Origin of the sequence: Shimia sp. R10_1 (assembly GCF_017744095.1) — a bacterium.
Classification (GTDB): Bacteria; Pseudomonadota; Alphaproteobacteria; order Rhodobacterales; family Rhodobacteraceae; genus Shimia.
This window is the reverse complement of the sequence record NZ_JAGHQX010000009.1, coordinates 16,605-33,397: the sequence shown is the minus strand read 5'-3', so window position 1 is coordinate 33,397 and position 16,793 is coordinate 16,605. Positions and strand designations below refer to the sequence as shown.

The 16,793-nt window shown below is 56.8% G+C and carries 17 protein-coding genes; 9 read left to right on the top strand and 8 right to left on the bottom strand.

From position 1 onward, the window contains the following. Window positions 1-63 precede the first annotated feature (63 nt). Genes J7413_RS16265 through J7413_RS16255 form a run of 3 tightly spaced genes read right to left on the bottom strand, consistent with a single transcriptional unit; the run spans window position 64 to window position 2,817 of the window. Window positions 64-744, bottom strand: a complete 681-nt coding sequence (locus tag J7413_RS16265; protein WP_209100098.1) for an orotate phosphoribosyltransferase — start codon at window positions 742-744, stop codon at window positions 64-66. 21 nt (window positions 745-765) lie between these two features. After that, entirely contained in the window at window positions 766-1,812 is a 1,047-nt protein-coding gene (gene pyrC / locus J7413_RS16260) for a dihydroorotase (protein WP_209100096.1), read from the bottom strand. A 60-nt stretch (window positions 1,813-1,872) separates the two neighbouring features. Further along, window positions 1,873-2,817, bottom strand: coding sequence for a phosphoadenosine phosphosulfate reductase (locus J7413_RS16255; RefSeq protein ID WP_209100094.1), 945 nt, complete (start codon window positions 2,815-2,817; stop codon window positions 1,873-1,875). A 204-nt stretch (window positions 2,818-3,021) separates the two neighbouring features. On the opposite strand from J7413_RS16255, the gene J7413_RS16250 reads away from it, so the two are divergent. The 8 genes from J7413_RS16250 (at window position 3,022) to J7413_RS16215 (ending at window position 11,693) form a co-directional block, all read left to right on the top strand. Continuing rightward, the gene (locus J7413_RS16250; protein WP_209100092.1) at window positions 3,022-3,930 is read left to right on the top strand and encodes a MoxR family ATPase; all 909 of its coding nucleotides are present in this window, start codon (window positions 3,022-3,024) and stop codon (window positions 3,928-3,930) included. Between the two features lie 60 nt (window positions 3,931-3,990). After that, on the top strand, window positions 3,991-5,247 hold the full coding sequence (locus J7413_RS16245; RefSeq protein ID WP_209100091.1) for a VWA domain-containing protein: 1,257 nt from the start codon (window positions 3,991-3,993) through the stop codon (window positions 5,245-5,247). Window positions 5,248-5,340: 93 nt separating this feature from the next. Continuing rightward, window positions 5,341-6,309, top strand: coding sequence for an XdhC family protein (locus J7413_RS16240; protein ID WP_209100089.1), 969 nt, complete (start codon window positions 5,341-5,343; stop codon window positions 6,307-6,309). After that, complete coding sequence (locus J7413_RS16235) at window positions 6,306-7,325, top strand: molybdopterin-binding protein (RefSeq protein WP_209100087.1); 1,020 nt, start codon at window positions 6,306-6,308, stop codon at window positions 7,323-7,325. Before J7413_RS16240 ends, J7413_RS16235 begins: the two co-directional genes overlap by 4 nt. Window positions 7,326-7,469: 144 nt before the next feature. Next, window positions 7,470-7,955, top strand: coding sequence for a (2Fe-2S)-binding protein (locus J7413_RS16230; protein ID WP_209100085.1), 486 nt, complete (start codon window positions 7,470-7,472; stop codon window positions 7,953-7,955). 106 nt (window positions 7,956-8,061) lie between these two features. Next, window positions 8,062-10,425 (top strand): xanthine dehydrogenase family protein molybdopterin-binding subunit, encoded by a 2,364-nt coding sequence (locus J7413_RS16225; RefSeq protein ID WP_209100083.1) that lies wholly within the window; start codon window positions 8,062-8,064, stop codon window positions 10,423-10,425. Between the two features lie 12 nt (window positions 10,426-10,437). Further along, window positions 10,438-11,226, top strand: coding sequence for an FAD binding domain-containing protein (locus J7413_RS16220; RefSeq protein WP_209100081.1), 789 nt, complete (start codon window positions 10,438-10,440; stop codon window positions 11,224-11,226). A 128-nt stretch (window positions 11,227-11,354) separates the two neighbouring features. Further along, window positions 11,355-11,693: a hypothetical protein gene (locus J7413_RS16215; RefSeq protein WP_209100079.1), complete on the top strand. Its 339-nt coding sequence runs from the start codon at window positions 11,355-11,357 to the stop codon at window positions 11,691-11,693. 60 nt (window positions 11,694-11,753) lie between these two features. Here J7413_RS16215 and infC read toward each other — a convergent pair whose 3' ends face one another. Further along, on the bottom strand, window positions 11,754-12,299 hold the full coding sequence (gene infC / locus J7413_RS16210; RefSeq protein WP_209100453.1) for a translation initiation factor IF-3: 546 nt from the start codon (window positions 12,297-12,299) through the stop codon (window positions 11,754-11,756). A 223-nt stretch (window positions 12,300-12,522) separates the two neighbouring features. Here infC and J7413_RS16205 point away from each other — a divergent pair, with 223 nt between their 5' ends. Beyond that, window positions 12,523-12,864: a hypothetical protein gene (locus J7413_RS16205; protein WP_209100077.1), complete on the top strand. Its 342-nt coding sequence runs from the start codon at window positions 12,523-12,525 to the stop codon at window positions 12,862-12,864. Window positions 12,865-12,917: 53 nt separating this feature from the next. Here the strand turns inward: J7413_RS16205 and J7413_RS16200 are convergent, their stop codons facing one another. From J7413_RS16200 to J7413_RS16185, 4 genes are all read right to left on the bottom strand, one after another. After that, a complete protein-coding gene (locus J7413_RS16200; RefSeq protein ID WP_209100074.1) occupies window positions 12,918-13,766 on the bottom strand; it encodes a ferredoxin--NADP reductase in 849 nt (282 codons plus the stop codon). Window positions 13,767-13,885: 119 nt separating this feature from the next. Next, the gene (locus tag J7413_RS16195; RefSeq protein WP_209100072.1) at window positions 13,886-14,293 is read right to left on the bottom strand and encodes a DUF934 domain-containing protein; all 408 of its coding nucleotides are present in this window, start codon (window positions 14,291-14,293) and stop codon (window positions 13,886-13,888) included. Beyond that, window positions 14,290-15,087, bottom strand: coding sequence for a phosphoadenylyl-sulfate reductase (locus J7413_RS16190; RefSeq protein ID WP_209100070.1), 798 nt, complete (start codon window positions 15,085-15,087; stop codon window positions 14,290-14,292). The genes J7413_RS16195 and J7413_RS16190 overlap by 4 nt, the downstream gene beginning before the upstream one ends. Next, a complete protein-coding gene (locus J7413_RS16185) occupies window positions 15,077-16,744 on the bottom strand; it encodes a nitrite/sulfite reductase (RefSeq protein WP_209100068.1) in 1,668 nt (555 codons plus the stop codon). Before J7413_RS16185 ends, J7413_RS16190 begins: the two co-directional genes overlap by 11 nt. Window positions 16,745-16,793 lie beyond the last annotated feature (49 nt).

Here is a 16,793-nt window from a genome sequence, read left to right as displayed (position 1 = left end):
AGCAGCGTTCTCATGCCCGCATATTAGGCAGGCATGAGACAAATTTCGCCGATGATTTCGGCTTTAGCCCTTGCTGCGTGCCTCTTGCCATGCACGCGGGTCTTTGAGGAAGGTTTCAACCTCCGCCAGCGTCTCCTCAGAGAAGGCGCCCTGCGCTTTGGCTTCCGCCAGCACATCCCACCATGTGCAGAGGTAGTGCAGATCTACGCCATGGTCGCCGAGGGTTTTCTCGGTTTCTGGGAAGATGTCGTAGTAGAAAATCACCGCCGTGTTGCCACAGCTTGCGCCGGTCTCGCGGATCGCATCCACAAAGGACAGCTTGGAGCCGCCATCGGTGGTCAAGTCTTCCACCAACAGCACGCGCTCGCCTTCGCTCATCGCGCCTTCGATGCGCGCGTTTTTGCCGTAACCCTTTGGTTTCTTGCGCACATACGTCATCGGCAGCGCCATGCGCTCCGCCACCAGCGCGGCAAAAGGGATGCCCGCAGTTTCACCACCAGCAATGTTGTCAAACGCCTCAAACCCGGCTTCGCGCATCACTGTAACAGTCATGAAATCCATTAGCGTCGCCCGGATGCGCGGGAAGGAGATCAGCTTGCGGCAATCGATATAGCTTGGGGACGGCAGGCCAGAGGCCAGCGTGTAGGGCTCATCGGTGTTGAAGTTCACCGCGCCGATTTCCAACAGCATGCGAGCAGTCAGGCGGGCGATTTCTTCTTTCGGCGGGAAGGCGGTTGGGATCATCTCAATGTCCTTTGGCAGCAGTTATTGGTCGGCGACGGTCCAGAACACGTCAAAGCCCGGATCAAACACAGTGACCGGCCCGTCAGAGCATTCGATTTTCTCTGGGAAAACTGTGGCTTCGGCGCCTTTGGTCAGCGTGAGTTTGGCGTCGTTCACAGGCAGCCCATAGAAGTTCGGGCCATTGCGGCTTGCGAATTTTTCGAGGTTCTCAAGCGCGTTTTCCTCTTCAAACACATGCGCGAGCAGCGCCATTGTATTGGTCGCGGTAAAGCAGCCCGCACAGCCACAGGCGTTTTCTTTCAGATCGTCCACATGCGGCGCGCTGTCGGTGCCAAGGAAGAACCGCGCATCCCCCGACGTTGCCGCTGCGCGCAGCGCCAGGCGGTGCTCTTCGCGTTTGGCCACAGGCAGGCAGTAGTAATGCGGTTTGATGCCACCCACGAGAATGTGGTTGCGGTTGATAATCAGATGGTGCGTGGTGATTGTTGCGCCCAGATCGGTCGCATTGTCTTGCACATAGGCAACACCGTCCTTGGTTGTGATATGCTCCATCACAACGCGCAGACCCGGTGTGGCTTTGCGGATCGGATCCAGAACGCGGTCGATAAACACCGCTTCGCGATCAAAAATATCAATGTCGTGGTCTGTGACCTCGCCATGCACACAGAGCGGCAGGCCGATCTCGGCCATTTTTTCCAAAGCCGCGCGTACGTTTTTGAAGTTGGACACGCCACTTGCGGAGTTCGTTGTCGCCCCAGCCGGATAAAGCTTCACGGCTTTGATCAACCCGCTCGCATGCGCCGCTGCGATGTCGTCTGGGTCACTGTCCTCGGTGAGGTAAAGCGTCATCAGAGGGGCGAAATCCATACCCGCAGGCAGCGCCGCCATAATGCGGTCTTTATAGGCTGCAGCCTGCGCACCCGTCACCACAGGTGGCACCAGATTCGGCATGATGATCGCGCGGGCAAAATGGCGCGCAGTTTCAGGCAGAACGGCTTTCAGCATCGCGCCATCGCGCAGGTGCAGGTGCCAGTCATCGGGGCGGGCAATCGTCAAGCTTTGGGTCATGCCTGCGCCTTACACAAAAGCTTTCCTGCTGGCTAGCCTTTGATGCAAATTGGCGTGCATTCAACCCGCAAGCCTGCCTTGCTCTGCCGCCCGCGCCAGGCCGTTCAGGTGTCTCAGAAAACGCGGCGCTTTCAGACGCCGCGCCACATTTGCGCAAAGCAGCGCGCTGACAAAAGGCCTCTGTTTCCGGCTCACCGCCTCAAGCAGGTTGTTGAGATAAGGCAGATGTCCACGCCGGGCGCGATACAGTTTGAAAAAGGCCGTCCTGCTGAGCGTTCCCGATCCGGCTTTTGCCAAAACCCTGTAGAGAATCTGCATCTCCAGCAGGTCTGTCTCAATTGACGTCCCAAGATGGGGCGTGGGCAACAAAATACTGTTTTCAAGCGCAAAAAGCGTTGCGTGCATGGCGTCCAGCACAACCCGAGGATCATAGATCACAAAGCAACGATCCGCCGCTGCCGCCAGTTCTGGTGCAAAGCCATAGCGGCCATCAAACAACAATCGTCGCGCTTTGGGAAACCTTTGATCCCATCCGGCGAGGTGCGGTGCCAAACTGGCTTGCGGCTGAACGACCACAACCTGAGGGTCCTCTGCCACAGAGGAAAACGCAGCGGCCGCATATCCACCGGAGCCTGCACCGTAAAACACAACTTCCTCAAAACGTTCAAAAAAACCTTCGTCGCGCAGTTTGTCAAAGTGATCCAGCACGGCGTCATCTCGAAACCATGTGTCGCCATTGCTCAGCAGACACAGGTGGGACCAGCCAAGCTCTTTCACCAGTTCCCAGCCCAAAGGTTGACCGGTGTCCGCACGTTTTTGAATGCTTTCAACGGATTCAAAGGTCACGAGCAGGACAGGTTTGTCTTCGATGAGAATGGCACAATGGTCCTCGCCTAGGGCGCTGTACTGACCATGCTGAGTTGCAACTTGCTTGAGTTGGTTGCGCCAAGCCTGTTTGGACAGCCCGAGCATAGGCGTGTCAAACCCGTTGGGTGAATCCTGCATGTTGTTTCCTTTTGGCTCGGTTTGCCCGGCTTTATGGCATAGGTTTTGGCTCTTGTAGGACAGAATAGGAACTGTTTGCGGCAGAAATGTGGTGATGGTCGTGTTTCTACAACTTTTGTCCCAACCGCCTGCGCTTGACGCGCGATCACCGGGAGTGCAGCCTGAGGCGAGAACTCAAAAGCGCGCATTGTAAGGCGAGAGAAGATGCAAGCCATTGAAAGTATTGATGCCGTCCAGTCCATGCTTGCTGAAGAGGGCTATGTTTGCGGACGCCCTCTTGCGACCGTGGTTTTTCTCGCCCTGCGGCTGGGACGCCCTATTTTCCTGGAAGGTGAAGCGGGGGTGGGTAAGACGGAGATCGCCAAAGCCCTGTCTGCTGCCCTAAGTCGCAATCTGATCCGGTTGCAGTGTTATGAGGGACTGGATGCTGCCAGTGCCGTGTACGAATGGAATTTCGCGGCTCAAATGGTTGCGATCCGTACCGCTGAGGCCAGTGGTGGGGCAGATCGCAGCGCTCTGCAGCAGGAGCTGTTCAGCGAAGACTACCTTGTTGAGCGGCCTTTGCTGAAAGCGATGCGGCCTGACCCTGCCGGGGCGCCGGTGCTCCTTATTGATGAGCTGGACCGGACGGACGAGCCTTTTGAAGCCTTTCTGCTTGAAGCGTTGAGCGATTTTCAGGTGACCATACCAGAGCTTGGGACCATCAAATCGCCAGAGCCCCCTATTGTGATTGTCACCTCCAACCGCACGCGTGAGGTGCACGATGCGCTCAAGCGCCGCTGCCTGTATCATTGGGTGGACTACCCGGATTTTGAGCGCGAGATGTCCATTTTGCAGGCCCGTGCACCCGAAGCTGCCGCCAGCCTGAGTCGCGAAGTCGTGGCTTTTGTGCAGAAGTTGCGCACTGAAGACCTGTTCAAAAAACCTGGCGTCGCGGAAACCATTGATTGGGCCAAATGTCTGCTGGCGCTTGATGTTTTGACGCTCAGCCCTCAGGTGATTGCAGATACGCTTGGCGCGGTGCTGAAGTATCAGGATGATATCGCCAAGCTACAGGGATCAGAGGCCAAGCGGCTTCTAGACGAAGTGCGTGCGTCGCTGGAACCGGCCTGATGTTTCCTCTTGCCTTAAATATCCCGGGGGGTGCCGGGGGCTGGCCCCCCGCCCGGCGCGATGCCTGAGTACCTCCCGCTCGACATTCCCGATGATCCCAAGCTGACGCAGAACATCACGTGGTTTGCACGGGCCCTGCGCAAAGCCGGTTTGCCGATTGGCCCGGGGAGATTGCTCGATGCGATTAAAGCTGTTGAGGCCGCAGGTTTCACCAGCAAACAGGATTTCTATTGGACGCTGCATGCGTGTTTTGTGTCACGCCCTGAGCACCGCACAACCTTCGCGCAGGTGTTCCGTCTCTATTGGCGAGACCCGCGATATCTTGAGCACATGATGTCCATGATGCTGCCCGCAGTGCGCGGCGTGCAAGAAGATCGCACAGCGCAGGCAGGGGAGAAACGCGCAGCAGAGGCGCTGCTAGACGGGGCCAACGCTGAACTGCCGGAGGCAGAAACGCAGGAGGAAGAAGGCACACAGATCGAGATTGACGCCTCTATGACGATATCTACGGAGGAAAAGCTGCGCACGCTGGACTTTGAGCAGATGAGCACCGATGAAATTGCCCAAGCCAAACGCATGCTGGCGCGGCTGAAATTGCCTGTGCAGCCTATTCAATCTCGGCGCACCAAAGCGGATCCTCTTGGCGTGGGCGTGGACTGGCGCGCCACCATGCGCAAATCCATGCGGCAGGGCGGAGACCTCTCCGAAATCGCGCGAAAAAGCCGCCGCACGCGCTGGCCCAATCTCGTGGTGATCTGCGATATTTCCGGTTCTATGAGCCAGTACAGCCGCATGGTGCTTCATTTTCTGCATGCCGTGGCCAATCAAAAGGGCGCGGGATGGGCGCGGGTGCATGGTTTCACCTTTGGCACACGGCTGACCAATATCACTCGTCATCTTGCAACCCGGGATGTGGACGCCGCATTGGCCGCCGCTGGTGCTGAGGCGCAGGACTGGGAAGGCGGGACGCGGATTGGCGAATGTCTACATGCCTTTAACCGGGATTGGTCGCGCCGGGTGATGGGGCAGGGCGCGGTTGTATTGCTGATATCGGATGGTCTGGATCGCGGAGCGTCTGAGGATCTCAGCAAGGAGATGCAACGTCTTCATCTGTCTGCGCGGCGTCTTATCTGGCTCAATCCTCTGCTGCGCTGGGAGGGATTTGCCGCTAAGGCGCAAGGCATTCGTGCCATGCTGCCCCATGTGGACAGCTTTCGCGCCGGGCATTCAATTGCGTCTATTGAGGCCTTGGCGGATGCTTTGTCTCGGCCGGACGATGTCGGTGAGAAGGCGCGGCTCTTGCAGGGAATTCAATAGGCTGGCGTATCTGTGTGAAGTTGGGGAGAGGCCAATCGGTCTTGTGTTACGCAAAGGGCTCCCCCATGTTCAGCCAAGATGAGGGAGAGCAAAATGAGCCAACCACCCAAAGAAGCGCCTGAATTGGCGCTGGAATGGCATCGCGCGGGGCGCGGTGCAGCGATCGCAACGGTGGTGGAGACTTGGGGGTCCGCGCCGCGGCGGGTGGGCGCTCAGATGGTGGTCTCTGGTGACGGGCAAATCGAGGGATCGGTCTCGGGCGGTTGTGTCGAAGGCGCGGTGATGGTCGAAGCGATGGACGCGCTCGACACGGGCAAGGGCACTCTGCTTGAATTCGGCGTGAGCGATGGCGATGCATTTGCCGTGGGTCTTGCCTGTGGCGGCACCATCAAGGTTTTGGTGGAACCGGTTGGCGCGGTCCTGCGTGAAGACGTGCTGTCAGAGCTTGTGGCCGCCCGAGCCGCGCGCGAACCGGTGGCCTATGTTTGCGATGTTGAAACTGGAGGAGGGGCGCTGACTCGCAACGGTTATGAGGAACGCTTCCGCATGGACAGATCCGGCGTCGAGGAAGGCGGGCGCTTTGTGGCCATCCACAATCCCCCTTTGCGAATGGCCGTTGTTGGCGCGGTCCACATCGCACAAGCACTGGTGCCCATGGCGCGTATCGCAGGATTTGATCCGCTGATCATCGACCCTCGCTCCGCCTTTGGTTCAGAAGCTCGTTTTCCGGGGGAAACGATCCTTGAAGACTGGCCAGATGAAGCGATGGAGCAAATCGGTCTCGACGCGCGTACCGCGCTTGTTCTGTTGACACATGACCCTAAGCTCGACGATCCGGCGTTGCACATCGCCTTGGGATCTAAGGCTTTCTATATCGGGGCGCTCGGGAGCACGCGCACCCATGCCAAACGGGTGGAGCGACTGACAGAGGCAGGATTTGAGGAGGCCCAGATCGCCCGTATTCACGGTCCGATTGGTCTGGACATCGGAGCAGCCAGTCCGGCAGAGATTGCGGTTTCAATCATGGGTGAGCTTCTCCGCGTGTTGAGGAAGGGCGCATGAAATTTGGCTCTGTTGCACTTTCCGAAGCGGAAGGGGCCATTCTTGCCCATTCGCTGGTTTTGTCAGAGGCGGACGCAGGCACAAGGCCGGTACGCATTCCTAAGGGGACCTGTCTGACCAAGGAGCACTTGCAAGATCTTGCCAGATCAGGGACTGAGGCTGTCACCGTCGCTCGCCTTGAACGCGGTGACATCGGAGAAGATGACGCCGCTAACAAGCTCGCAGCTGTTTTGCTGGAAGGGGGCGCGGCGGATGGTTTCTATGCAAAAGGAGCGGGGGCTGGTCGCGTAAACCTGTATGCATCAGGCTGTGGCCTCGTTCGGATCAATGCAGAGGTGGTCAACCTCATCAATCGTGTAGATCCCATGATCACCCTGGCGACAGTCCCTGATCGCCACAGGGTAGATGCCGATGGGATGGTCGCGACCATAAAAATCATCTCCTACGCCGTGCCTGAAAACTCTTTGAACGCGGCATGTGACGTCGCCGAGGGCGCGTTTTCGTTGCGTAGGCCCCAGTTCAAGACCGCCACACTGATCGAAACAACCATTGGCGGTGACATTCTGTCTGACAAAGGGCGCAGGTCTATGGCCGGGCGGGTCGAGCGGATGGGGATGGCCCTTACCCCGCGCACGCTTGTTGTGCATGAGGTGGATGCCTTGGCCTCTGCTATTGAGGCCGCTTCGGGAGATTTGATTTTCGTACTGACAGCCTCGGCCACCTCAGACACGCTTGACGTTGCGCCGCAAGCGTTGCGGGCTGCTGGTGGTGTTGTTGAGAGGTTTGGCATGCCAGTTGACCCCGGCAACTTATTGTTTTTGGGTCAGTTTCACAACAAACCTGTGATTGGGCTTCCTGGGTGCGCGCGATCGCCAGCTTTAAACGGTGCGGACTGGGTGCTGGAACGTGTAATATGCGGTGAAACAGTGACCCACGATGATATCGCAGCGATGGCCGTGGGGGGATTGCTCAAAGAGATACCCATCCGCCCAATGCCACGAGAAAAGGGTGTGTGAGGCGCGCGACAGCGTTTTGAAAGTGACTGTTTACGACCAAGGTCTTAGCGCTTTCTCCCGATCCCGCGAAAAATCGGGTTCTCAATCGTCAAGCAGACTGCTTTACTCTTATTCAATGACAAAGCCACTTATCGGGAGGAGCCAATGTCGCATGTCAGCATGACTGTGAACGGCAAGCAAATGTCCGGAGACGCCGAAGGACGCACATTGCTCAGTCAATTTTTACGAGAAACACTTGGCCTAACAGGAACCCACGTTGGATGTGACACCAGCCAGTGCGGCGCGTGTGTTGTGCACGTTGATGGCGTCGCGGTGAAATCTTGCACGATGTTGGCCATGGAGGCGGACGGGGCAGATATTTCCACAATCGAAGGTCAGGCAGCAGAGGACGGTACGCTGAACGCACTGCAGCAGGCGTTTCAAGATCACCATGGTTTGCAATGCGGTTTTTGCACCCCTGGCATGATTATGTCTGCCGCAGACCTTCTGAAGAACAACCCGACGCCGACGGAGGCAGAAGTTCGCCATCACCTGGAAGGCAACATCTGCCGCTGCACCGGCTACCACAACATCGTCAAGGCGATCATGGCAGCCAGCGGCCAAGACGTGAGCAGTATCGCTGCTGAGTAAAACTGTTCGCCGCGCAGGAGGAGGCGTGGCGAACGTGTTTGAGATCACGGACCGGAGGTAGAGCGCCGTAAATCGCGCGCCACCCCGGTTGATAGGGAGGAAAGACATGCCAAAAGATCATGGCATCGGCGCCAGCCCCAAGCGGCGCGAAGACGTAAGGTTCCTGAGCGGAACTGGAAACTACACAGATGACATCAACGTAAATGGGCAAGCCTATGTGCATTTCTTGCGCTCCGATGTTGCGCATGGCCGGATCAAAACGATAAATACGGATGCGGCTTCCGCCATGCCCGGTGTTTTGAAGATTTTCACCGGCGCGGACTTTGAAGGCGTGGGTGGTATTCCCTGCGGTTGGCAGGTGACCGACCGCCACGGCGAGCCGATGCAGGAGCCCGCACACCCGGTGCTCGCGCAAGGCAAGGTGCGCTATGTGGGCGATCAGATCGCTGCTGTGGTTGCCGAAACGGTTGAGCAGGCACGCGATGCGGCTGAGGCCATCGAGGTCGATCTGGAGGAACTACCAGCCGTTGTGGACATGAAAGCCGCACTGGCGGACGGGGCCACCAAAGTCCACGACGATTTGACCTCCAATCTTTGCTATGACTGGGGATTTGTTGAGGAAAACAAACCTGCTGTGGATGCAGCCTTTGAGGCGGCGGCGCATGTAACCACCTTGGAGCTGCGCAACAATCGGCTTGTTGCCAATCCTATGGAACCACGTGTTGCGATTGGGGACTTTAATCGCGGGACGGGTGACAGCACGCTTTACACCACAAGTCAGAACCCGCATGTGATCCGCCTTTTGATGGGCGCCTTCGTGTTGGGTATTCCTGAGCATAAACTGCGTGTGGTTGCGCCAGACGTTGGGGGCGGGTTTGGCACAAAGATTTTTCATTATGCCGAGGAAGCCTTCTGCACCTTCGCAGCCAAAGCACTGAACCGCGCCGTGAAGTGGACCTCAACCCGGTCTGAAGCCTTCATTTCAGACGCACATGGCCGTGACCACGTGACCAAGATTGAATTGGCGCTGGATGCGGATAACAACTTCACCGCCATTCGCACCGATACCCATGCAAACATGGGGGCCTATCTCAGCACCTTTGCACCGTCTGTTCCGACCTGGCTGCATGGCACGTTGATGGCGGGCAACTACAAAACGCCGCTGATTTATGTGAACGTCAAAGCGGTCTTCACCAACACCGTGCCTGTTGACGCATATCGCGGCGCGGGACGTCCGGAAGCGACCTACCAGCTGGAGCGTGTGATCGACAAAGCCGCGCGAGAGCTTGGTGTTGATCCGATTGCGCTGCGCCGTCAGAACTTTATCACAGAGTTCCCCTATGCCACGCCGGTGGCAGTGGAATATGACACAGGTGACTATCACGGCACGATGGATGCGCTGGAGAAGATCGCCGATTTCTCGGGCTTCGAAGCGCGCCGCAAAGACAGCGAAGCGCGTGGTAAACTGCGTGGCCTCGGCGTGAATTGCTATATTGAGGCTTGCGGCATCGCGCCATCCAATCTGGTTGGTCAACTTGGTGCGCGTGCGGGTCTTTATGAAAGCGCAACGGTCCGCGTGAATGCGACCGGGGGCCTGGTTGTCATGACAGGCAGCCACAGTCATGGGCAGGGGCATGAGACCTCCTTCCCGCAGGTGATTGCCGAAATGATTGGCATCGACGAAAGCATGGTCGAAATCGAGCATGGCGATACCGACAAAGCGCCTATGGGCATGGGCACCTATGGCTCACGCTCCCTTGCAGTTGGTGGGTCTGCAATGGTCCGTGCAACGGAGAAGATCATCGCAAAAACCAAAAAGATTGCCGCACACCTGCTCGAAGCTGCGGAGGCAGACATCGAGTTGAAGGATGGCACATTCTCTGTCGCGGGTACGGACAAATCCGTGGCGTGGGGCGATGTGACATTGGCCGCTTATGTGCCTCATAACTACCCATTAGAGGACATCGAACCGGGCTTGGAAGAGACGGCTTTCTACGATCCGGCAAACTTTACTTATCCTTCTGGCGCTTATGCCTGTGAGGTTGAGGTGGATCCGGAGACTGGGAAAGTCACCATCGAGGCGTTTTCTGCCGCGGATGACTTTGGCAATGTTGTGAACCCGATGATCGTTGATGGTCAGGTCCACGGCGGGATCGGTCAGGGTATCGGTCAGGCGCTGTTGGAAAACGCCGCCTATGATGAAAATGGTCAGCTGCTGAGTGCGTCTTACATGGACTACGCGATGCCGCGCGCCAGCGACGTACCTTACTACAATGTTGACCATTCCAGCCAAACCCCCTGTACGCACAACCCACTGGGTGTGAAAGGTTGTGGCGAGGCCGGTGCGATCGGGTCGCCACCCGCAGTTGTCAACGCCGTGGTTGACGCGCTGCAATCCGGGGGCCACAAAGTTGACCACGTAGATATGCCCGTTTCGCCATCGCGCGTCTGGGCGGCGATGAACGCCTAAGGAGGAGACATCATGTATAATTTTGACTTTGAGAAGCCCTCCACAATCGCGGATGCGGTGGCAGCGCTGGGGGATGATGAGGCTCAGGCGCTGGGTGGCGGACAGACCTTGATTCCCACGTTGAAGCAGCGTTTGGCGAGCCCCAGCAAACTGGTGAGCTTAAAGGGCATTGGCGAAATGCAGGGGATCTGTATCGCCGATGATGGGGCTGTTTGTATTGGCGGTGCCAGCTGTCACGCAGATGTGGCTGGCAGTTCGGATGTTTTTGCAGGGCTTGCGGGTCTTGCCGGTGGCATCGGTGATCCGGCGGTGCGCGCGCGTGGCACCATTGGCGGCTCTCTGGCCAACAATGATCCGGCAGCCTGCTATCCAGCGGCGGCATTGGGCTGTGGTGCAACGATCATCACAAACAATCGTGCAATCGTCGCAGACGACTACTTTGAGGGCATGTTTGCGACCGCACTTGAGGAAGGTGAGATTGTCACCGAAGTGCGCTTCCCGGTGCCTGAGGCGTCCAACTATCAGAAGTTTGAGCAACCCGCCTCCCGCTTTGCGCTGGTGGGCGTGTTTGTTGCCAAATACGCCGATGGCGTCCGTGTTGCAGTGACCGGCGCGTCTGAGGAAGGCGTGTTCCGCTGGGCAGAGGCAGAGGCAGCGCTTTCCGCCAACTTCTCTGCTGAGGCTATTGCGGATCTGAAACTGGATTCCGATGGTATGATTGCTGATTTGCATGGCACCTCAGAATATCGTGCGCATCTTGTTGGCGTTCTCACACGGCGTGCGGTTGCAGCGGCTGCCTAATGCGTCACATATTTTGAAGACCGAAAAGGCGGCTGTGTGATCAGCCGCCTTTTACTTTTGGCGGGTGATGTATGTGTCTGGAAATTTGGGGTAGTTTTCGTCGGCTCCCGCTGTGGGTGCAGGTCTGGATGTCTACGCTGCTGGTCCCGATCAACCTTGCGCCGCTTCTGTTTATTGGCGTTCACCCTTCAGCGAAATGGATCGCCCTGCTCTCCGTTATGGGGATGCTGGCAAACGTGCCCATCCTGATAATAGAGCGCGGATTTTCTGCGGCTTTGTCTTTTGCGCATTTGATTGTCTGGCTGCCGCTCGTCTCGGCTTTGTTCACGCGTCCGCCGTTCCTAGACGGGGTAACCGGCGTCTATGAGAACTTTCTTGTGACCCTATTGATTGTAAACACCATTTCCTTGGGCTTTGACATCAGAGAAGCAATCAATTGGCTGCGCGGTTGGCGTGATATTGCATGAGGCAAAGAAAAAGCCCCGGCCGATGGCTGGGGCTTGAACATTGGTACGAATTTGTCCGGTTTACTTGGACAGTGGGCCGATCATCATGATCATCTGGCGGCCTTCCATCTTGGGCATGTTTTCCACTTTGCCCAGTTCTTTGATGTCTTCAGCCACACGCTCCAGAAGCTCGCGACCAAGATTCTGGTGGGCCATCTCACGGCCACGGAAGCGCAGGGTGACTTTGACTTTGTCACCATTTTCCAGGAACTTCACGACATTGCGCATCTTAACGTCATAGTCGTGTGTGTCCGTGTTCGGGCGGAACTTCACCTCTTTGACCTCAATGGTCTTTTGCTTTTTGCGGGCCTCGGATTCGCGTTTCTGCTGTTCGTATTTGAACTTGCCGAAATCCATGATTTTGCAAACCGGAGGCGTTGCATTTGGGGAAATCTCAACGAGGTCCAGACCAGCTTCTTCTGCCATTGTCATGGCCTTGGCCGGGTGCACAACACCGACGTTTTCGCCGTCTGCGCCAATCAGGCGGATTTCGGGTGCGCGGATGCGCCCGTTGATACGAGGTCCAGTGTCACGCTGAGGCGGTGCGTTATGAGGTCTGCGGGCTATCGTTTTGTTCCTTCGATGGTGAATGCCTATCAGCGGCTAATTTATTCGCGGTTGCGCGGCGATACAACAGCGGAATCAACGTCTGTGATGCAAATACTGATGCTTTCCCCCTTGAGAAAGAGCGGTTCAATCTCAAGATGTGCTTCAAAGGCAGCTGCCCGGTTCGGTGGCGTTTGCCAATTGGAGTGGGTTAATGAGAAACTTGTTGTGGAGTTTGGTCGCTTTGGTCGCCGCAATTGCTACACATTTGTTTTGGGAAAGCGATGTCGAACCGGTTCCCTTTCCCGCCCCACATACGAGTCTGTTGACTTCGAAAGACGAGGTCGACGCGAAGGCACTCACTGCAACACAGTCAGTTACAAGCGCGGCAGCGCAGAAGGCGGCACTTGACGCCCTTTTCACGCCGCAGGGCTTTGACTTGCAGCGTGTGCTTGAGTTGATTGACAGCGCTGACATTGGCGAACGACAAAAAGCAGCGCTCAAACTCACTTTAGAAGGTTCTATGAACAATCCCGAGTTTCTGCCTTTGGCGCTTGAAAATGCCAAGGATGTACTCGGATACTAAGACATGACGCCCTCGAACAACGAAGGCGCCACGGTATTCTTGGCTTTCAGTGATTAGTCGAGAAACGCTTTTTCGACCACATACTGCGCAGGTTTTGAGTTTGCGCCTTCTTCCAAGCCTGCATCCTCTAACAGCTCTTTAAGCTCTAGGTTGAATGCCAGGTTGCCGCAAATCATGGCACGATCGCTTTCTGGATTGAGAGGCTCGATGTCCAAGTCTTCGAACAGCTCACCTGAGCGGATCAGATCTGTGATCCGGCCCATCTTGGGGCTCTCTTCACGAGTCGTCGTTGGGTAATACCGAATCTTCTTGTGGAAATCTTCGCCCATCAGCTCCGCAAGCATTTCGTCGTTACGGATGCTTTCGATGAGGTCGCGCCCGTAGGTCAGTTCACCAACTTCGCGGCATGTGTGGGTGATGATGACTTCATCGTAGTCTTCGTAGGTTTGCGGCTCGCGCAGCAGCGACGCAAACGGGGCAAACCCTGTTCCGGTCGCAAAGAACCAGATGCGCTTGCCCGGCAATAGGGCATCATGCACCAGCGTGCCCACTGGCTTGGGGCGCAGGATGATTTCATCGCCCGGTTTGATATGCTGCAATTTGGATGTCAGCGGACCATCCTGCACTTTGATTGAGTAAAACTCCATCTCTTCATCCCATGCAGGGGACGCGATAGAATAAGCGCGCAGCAGCGGCTTTTGTTTGCCGGTTTTTGGATCAGGATCGCCCATCAAGCCAATCATGACAAATTCGCCCGAGCGAAAACGCAGCGACGCTGGACGCGTACAGCGGAAGGAGAACAGGCGATCGGTGTAGTGCTTCACCTCAGTTACGCTTTGCGCATCAGGCAATGTCGGCACTTTTACGGATTTTTCTTCGGTCACAGGCGTTTGCTCGGTCATATAAAAACAGGCGGGATTGCCACGCCTCCTCATCTATCATGTCTATTGGGGTTTTGAAGCTCTATCGGAGATATGGCTTTGACATAACGCAAAGCCACATCTCATTTTTGCGATGTGTGTCAGCCACGCATGCGCGCTTGGTAGTCGTTTGCTTGCCAGTTCGCACGAAACTTCCATTCGCTCTCTGGCTGGCGTGCGGCCAATTCGTCTGAGATTTCGACCTCATCAAAGCCACAGCGCCGCGCCATGGCATATTGGTCTGAGATCACGTGGCCCTTTGCACGCAGACGACCAGTGTACCCTGCAAGCCGCAATTGGCGCGCGATTGTAAAGCCGCGGCCATCGGCGAAGCTGGGAAAGTCTACGCGGATCATCTTTACACCCGACAGCTGTGCGATGAGCACGGCCGGATCCGTATCAGATGTCACATCCAGCGAAGCCACGTCATTTGCTGCCTCATCCAGCGCAGCAAAGCCGAGGGTCCAGTCGTCGGTGCCAAAGCCATTGTCGGTCACGATCACAGTCATGTTTTCTCTCCGGTTCGCACAATTTTGCCGTCGACAAAATGAATGCCACATTCTTCTTTGTTCTGGCCCCGCCAACGGCCAGAGCGAGGGTCTTCGCCTTCTGCCACCGGCGAGGTGCAAGGCGCACAGCCGATAGACGGATAACCTTTGGCCACCAGTGGATGGCGCGGCAGGCGGTTTTCTTCCATATAGGCGCGTACATCTTCTGGCGCCCAGTGAGCCAGAGGGTTCACCTTTATGCGGCCTGTGAAGTCTTCGATTTCAAAGAACTCCAATGCGGCGCGTGTGCCAGATTGGAAGCGCTTGCGTCCCGTAATCCAGCCGTCATAGCCGCGCAGGGCTTTCTGCAGCGGGCGGGTTTTGCGCAATGCGCAGCAGGCGTCCGTGTCCTGCTGGTGCAGTGTACCATCCGGGTCTTCTGCGGCCAGCGTGGTGTCGCTTGCGCGGATCACTTGCACATTTTCCAGACGCAGCTGTTCGGCCAAATCCTGTTGATAGACAATCGTTTCCGCAAAGAGCATTTCCGTGTCCACGAAGAGCACGGGAATTTTGCGGTCCACGATTGCCGCCATGTGCAGCAGGACGGCGGATTCGGCCCCAAAAGAGGACACCATAGCCAGTTTCCCAGCTTGGGGGTCCTGCAATGCGGCTTCCATCACCGCCGTTGCAGAATGATGCCGATAGCGCGCGTTCAGCGCATCCACCTTTGCCTGCAGCGGATCCACGCGCTCCGCACCCGGGGCTTGCCCGGTGGTCAGAGGCGAGGTCAGTGGCGTTAGGCCGTTATGCTGCATTCGCCTGCGCCTCTGGGTAGAGATGGGCCTTGAACGGTGCCAACCCCAAACGGCGGTACGCTTCCAAGAAGGTTTCTTCCGGGCCTTCACGCAGTTCCAGATAGCCTTTTACGAGACGTTCGATCGCCGGAACGATTTCATCATAGGCAAAACCGGGGCCTGCGCGTTCACCAATTGCTGCGGTCCATGTCGCATCACCACCCAGCGTGATCTGGTAGTTTTCTACCCCTGCACGGTCGAGACCGAGGATGCCGATGTGACCAACATGGTGGTGACCACAGGCGTTGATGCAGCCTGAGATCTTGATTTGCAGGTGGCCGATGTCGTGCTCGAGCTTCAGCTCTTCAAAGCGGGTTGCGATTTGCTGAGCCACTGGGATTGAGCGTGCAGTCGCCAGCGCACAGTAATCCATGCCGGGGCACGCGATGATGTCGCTCACCAGGCCGATGTTTGCAGTGTGCAAATCTGCTTCGCGCAGCGCGGCATATACCGCTGGCAGATCCGACTTATGCACATGCGGAAGGATCACGTTTTGCTCATGACTGATGCGCAGCTCGTCGTGGCCATAGTCGCGCGCGATCTGAGCCAAAGCACGCATTTGCTCGGCCGTTGCATCCCCAGGAGTCTGGCCGTGCTTCTTGATGGACACTGTCACAATTGTGTAGCCGGGAGCGCGGTGTTCTGTGAGGTTTGTATCCACCCAGCTGCGGAACAATGGGTTTGAATTGTATGTGTTTTCGAACTCCGTCACAGGCGCATTGCGGAACGCAGGCGGCGCGAAATGCGCTTTGATTTCAGAAAGCAGTTCCTGATCGACGCCAGAGAAAGTTGGTTGCACTGATTCAAACCGTTCTTCGACCTTGGCGCGGAACTCTTCCAGACCGGTTTCATGAACGGTGATTTTGATCCGCGCTTTGTACTTGTTGTCGCGGCGGCCGATCTGGTTCCAAACCGAAACCGTTGCCTCAATGTAGGGCAGAAGATCCTCGCGAGGGAGGAACTCATTGAGGACTTTTCCAACCATGGGTGTACGGCCCAAACCGCCACCAACGAGAACTTGGTAGCCCGTTTCGCCTGCATCATTTCTGACGACGCGCACGGCCAGATCGTGTGCTTTGAGAACGGCACGATCCGCTTCGCCTGCGCTTACAGCGATCTTGAATTTGCGGCCCATGAACTGGAATTCCGGGTGGTCTGTGGACCACTGGCGGATCAGTTCTGCGATCGGACGCGGATCTTCGAGCTCGTCAGCCGCTGCGCCTGCGAAATGGTCCGCGGTTACGTTGCGGATGGTGTTGCCGGAGGTCTGGATCGCGTGCATTCCGACTTCACCCAAGGCATCCAGCATATCTGGAACATCCTTTAGTTTCGGCCAGTTATACTGGATATTCTGACGCGTGGTGAAGTGGCCGTAGCCTTTGTCCCACTTCTCAGCGAGGAGCGCGAGCGTGTCCATCTGCGCAGAATTCAAAGTGCCATAAGGAATGGCGACGCGCAGCATGTAGGCATGCAGTTGCAGATAAAGACCGTTCATCAAGCGCAGCGGCTTGAATTCATCTTCGGTCAGGTTGCCGGCGATGCGGCGTTCTACCTGTGCACGGAACTGACGATTGCGCTCTGCCAGGAAGGCTTTGTCAAAGTCGTTGTATTGATACATGGGTGGACCTTTAGCGTTGGGGCGTAGGTTGAGGTGATCGCTGGGATCA

Coding starts and splice junctions, on each gene's coding strand:
- J7413_RS16265 (WP_209100098.1), bottom strand. CDS start 744: ATGATCCCAACCGCCTTCCCGCCGAAAGAAGAAATCGCCCGCCTGACT.
- pyrC (WP_209100096.1), bottom strand. CDS start 1,812: ATGACCCAAAGCTTGACGATTGCCCGCCCCGATGACTGGCACCTGCAC.
- J7413_RS16255 (WP_209100094.1), bottom strand. CDS start 2,817: ATGCAGGATTCACCCAACGGGTTTGACACGCCTATGCTCGGGCTGTCC.
- J7413_RS16250 (WP_209100092.1), top strand. CDS start 3,022: ATGCAAGCCATTGAAAGTATTGATGCCGTCCAGTCCATGCTTGCTGAA.
- J7413_RS16245 (WP_209100091.1), top strand. CDS start 3,991: ATGCCTGAGTACCTCCCGCTCGACATTCCCGATGATCCCAAGCTGACG.
- J7413_RS16240 (WP_209100089.1), top strand. CDS start 5,341: ATGAGCCAACCACCCAAAGAAGCGCCTGAATTGGCGCTGGAATGGCAT.
- J7413_RS16235 (WP_209100087.1), top strand. CDS start 6,306: ATGAAATTTGGCTCTGTTGCACTTTCCGAAGCGGAAGGGGCCATTCTT.
- J7413_RS16230 (WP_209100085.1), top strand. CDS start 7,470: ATGTCGCATGTCAGCATGACTGTGAACGGCAAGCAAATGTCCGGAGAC.
- J7413_RS16225 (WP_209100083.1), top strand. CDS start 8,062: ATGCCAAAAGATCATGGCATCGGCGCCAGCCCCAAGCGGCGCGAAGAC.
- J7413_RS16220 (WP_209100081.1), top strand. CDS start 10,438: ATGTATAATTTTGACTTTGAGAAGCCCTCCACAATCGCGGATGCGGTG.
- J7413_RS16215 (WP_209100079.1), top strand. CDS start 11,355: ATGTCTACGCTGCTGGTCCCGATCAACCTTGCGCCGCTTCTGTTTATT.
- J7413_RS16200 (WP_209100074.1), bottom strand. CDS start 13,766: ATGACCGAGCAAACGCCTGTGACCGAAGAAAAATCCGTAAAAGTGCCG.
- J7413_RS16195 (WP_209100072.1), bottom strand. CDS start 14,293: ATGACTGTGATCGTGACCGACAATGGCTTTGGCACCGACGACTGGACC.
- J7413_RS16190 (WP_209100070.1), bottom strand. CDS start 15,087: ATGCAGCATAACGGCCTAACGCCACTGACCTCGCCTCTGACCACCGGG.
- J7413_RS16185 (WP_209100068.1), bottom strand. CDS start 16,744: ATGTATCAATACAACGACTTTGACAAAGCCTTCCTGGCAGAGCGCAAT.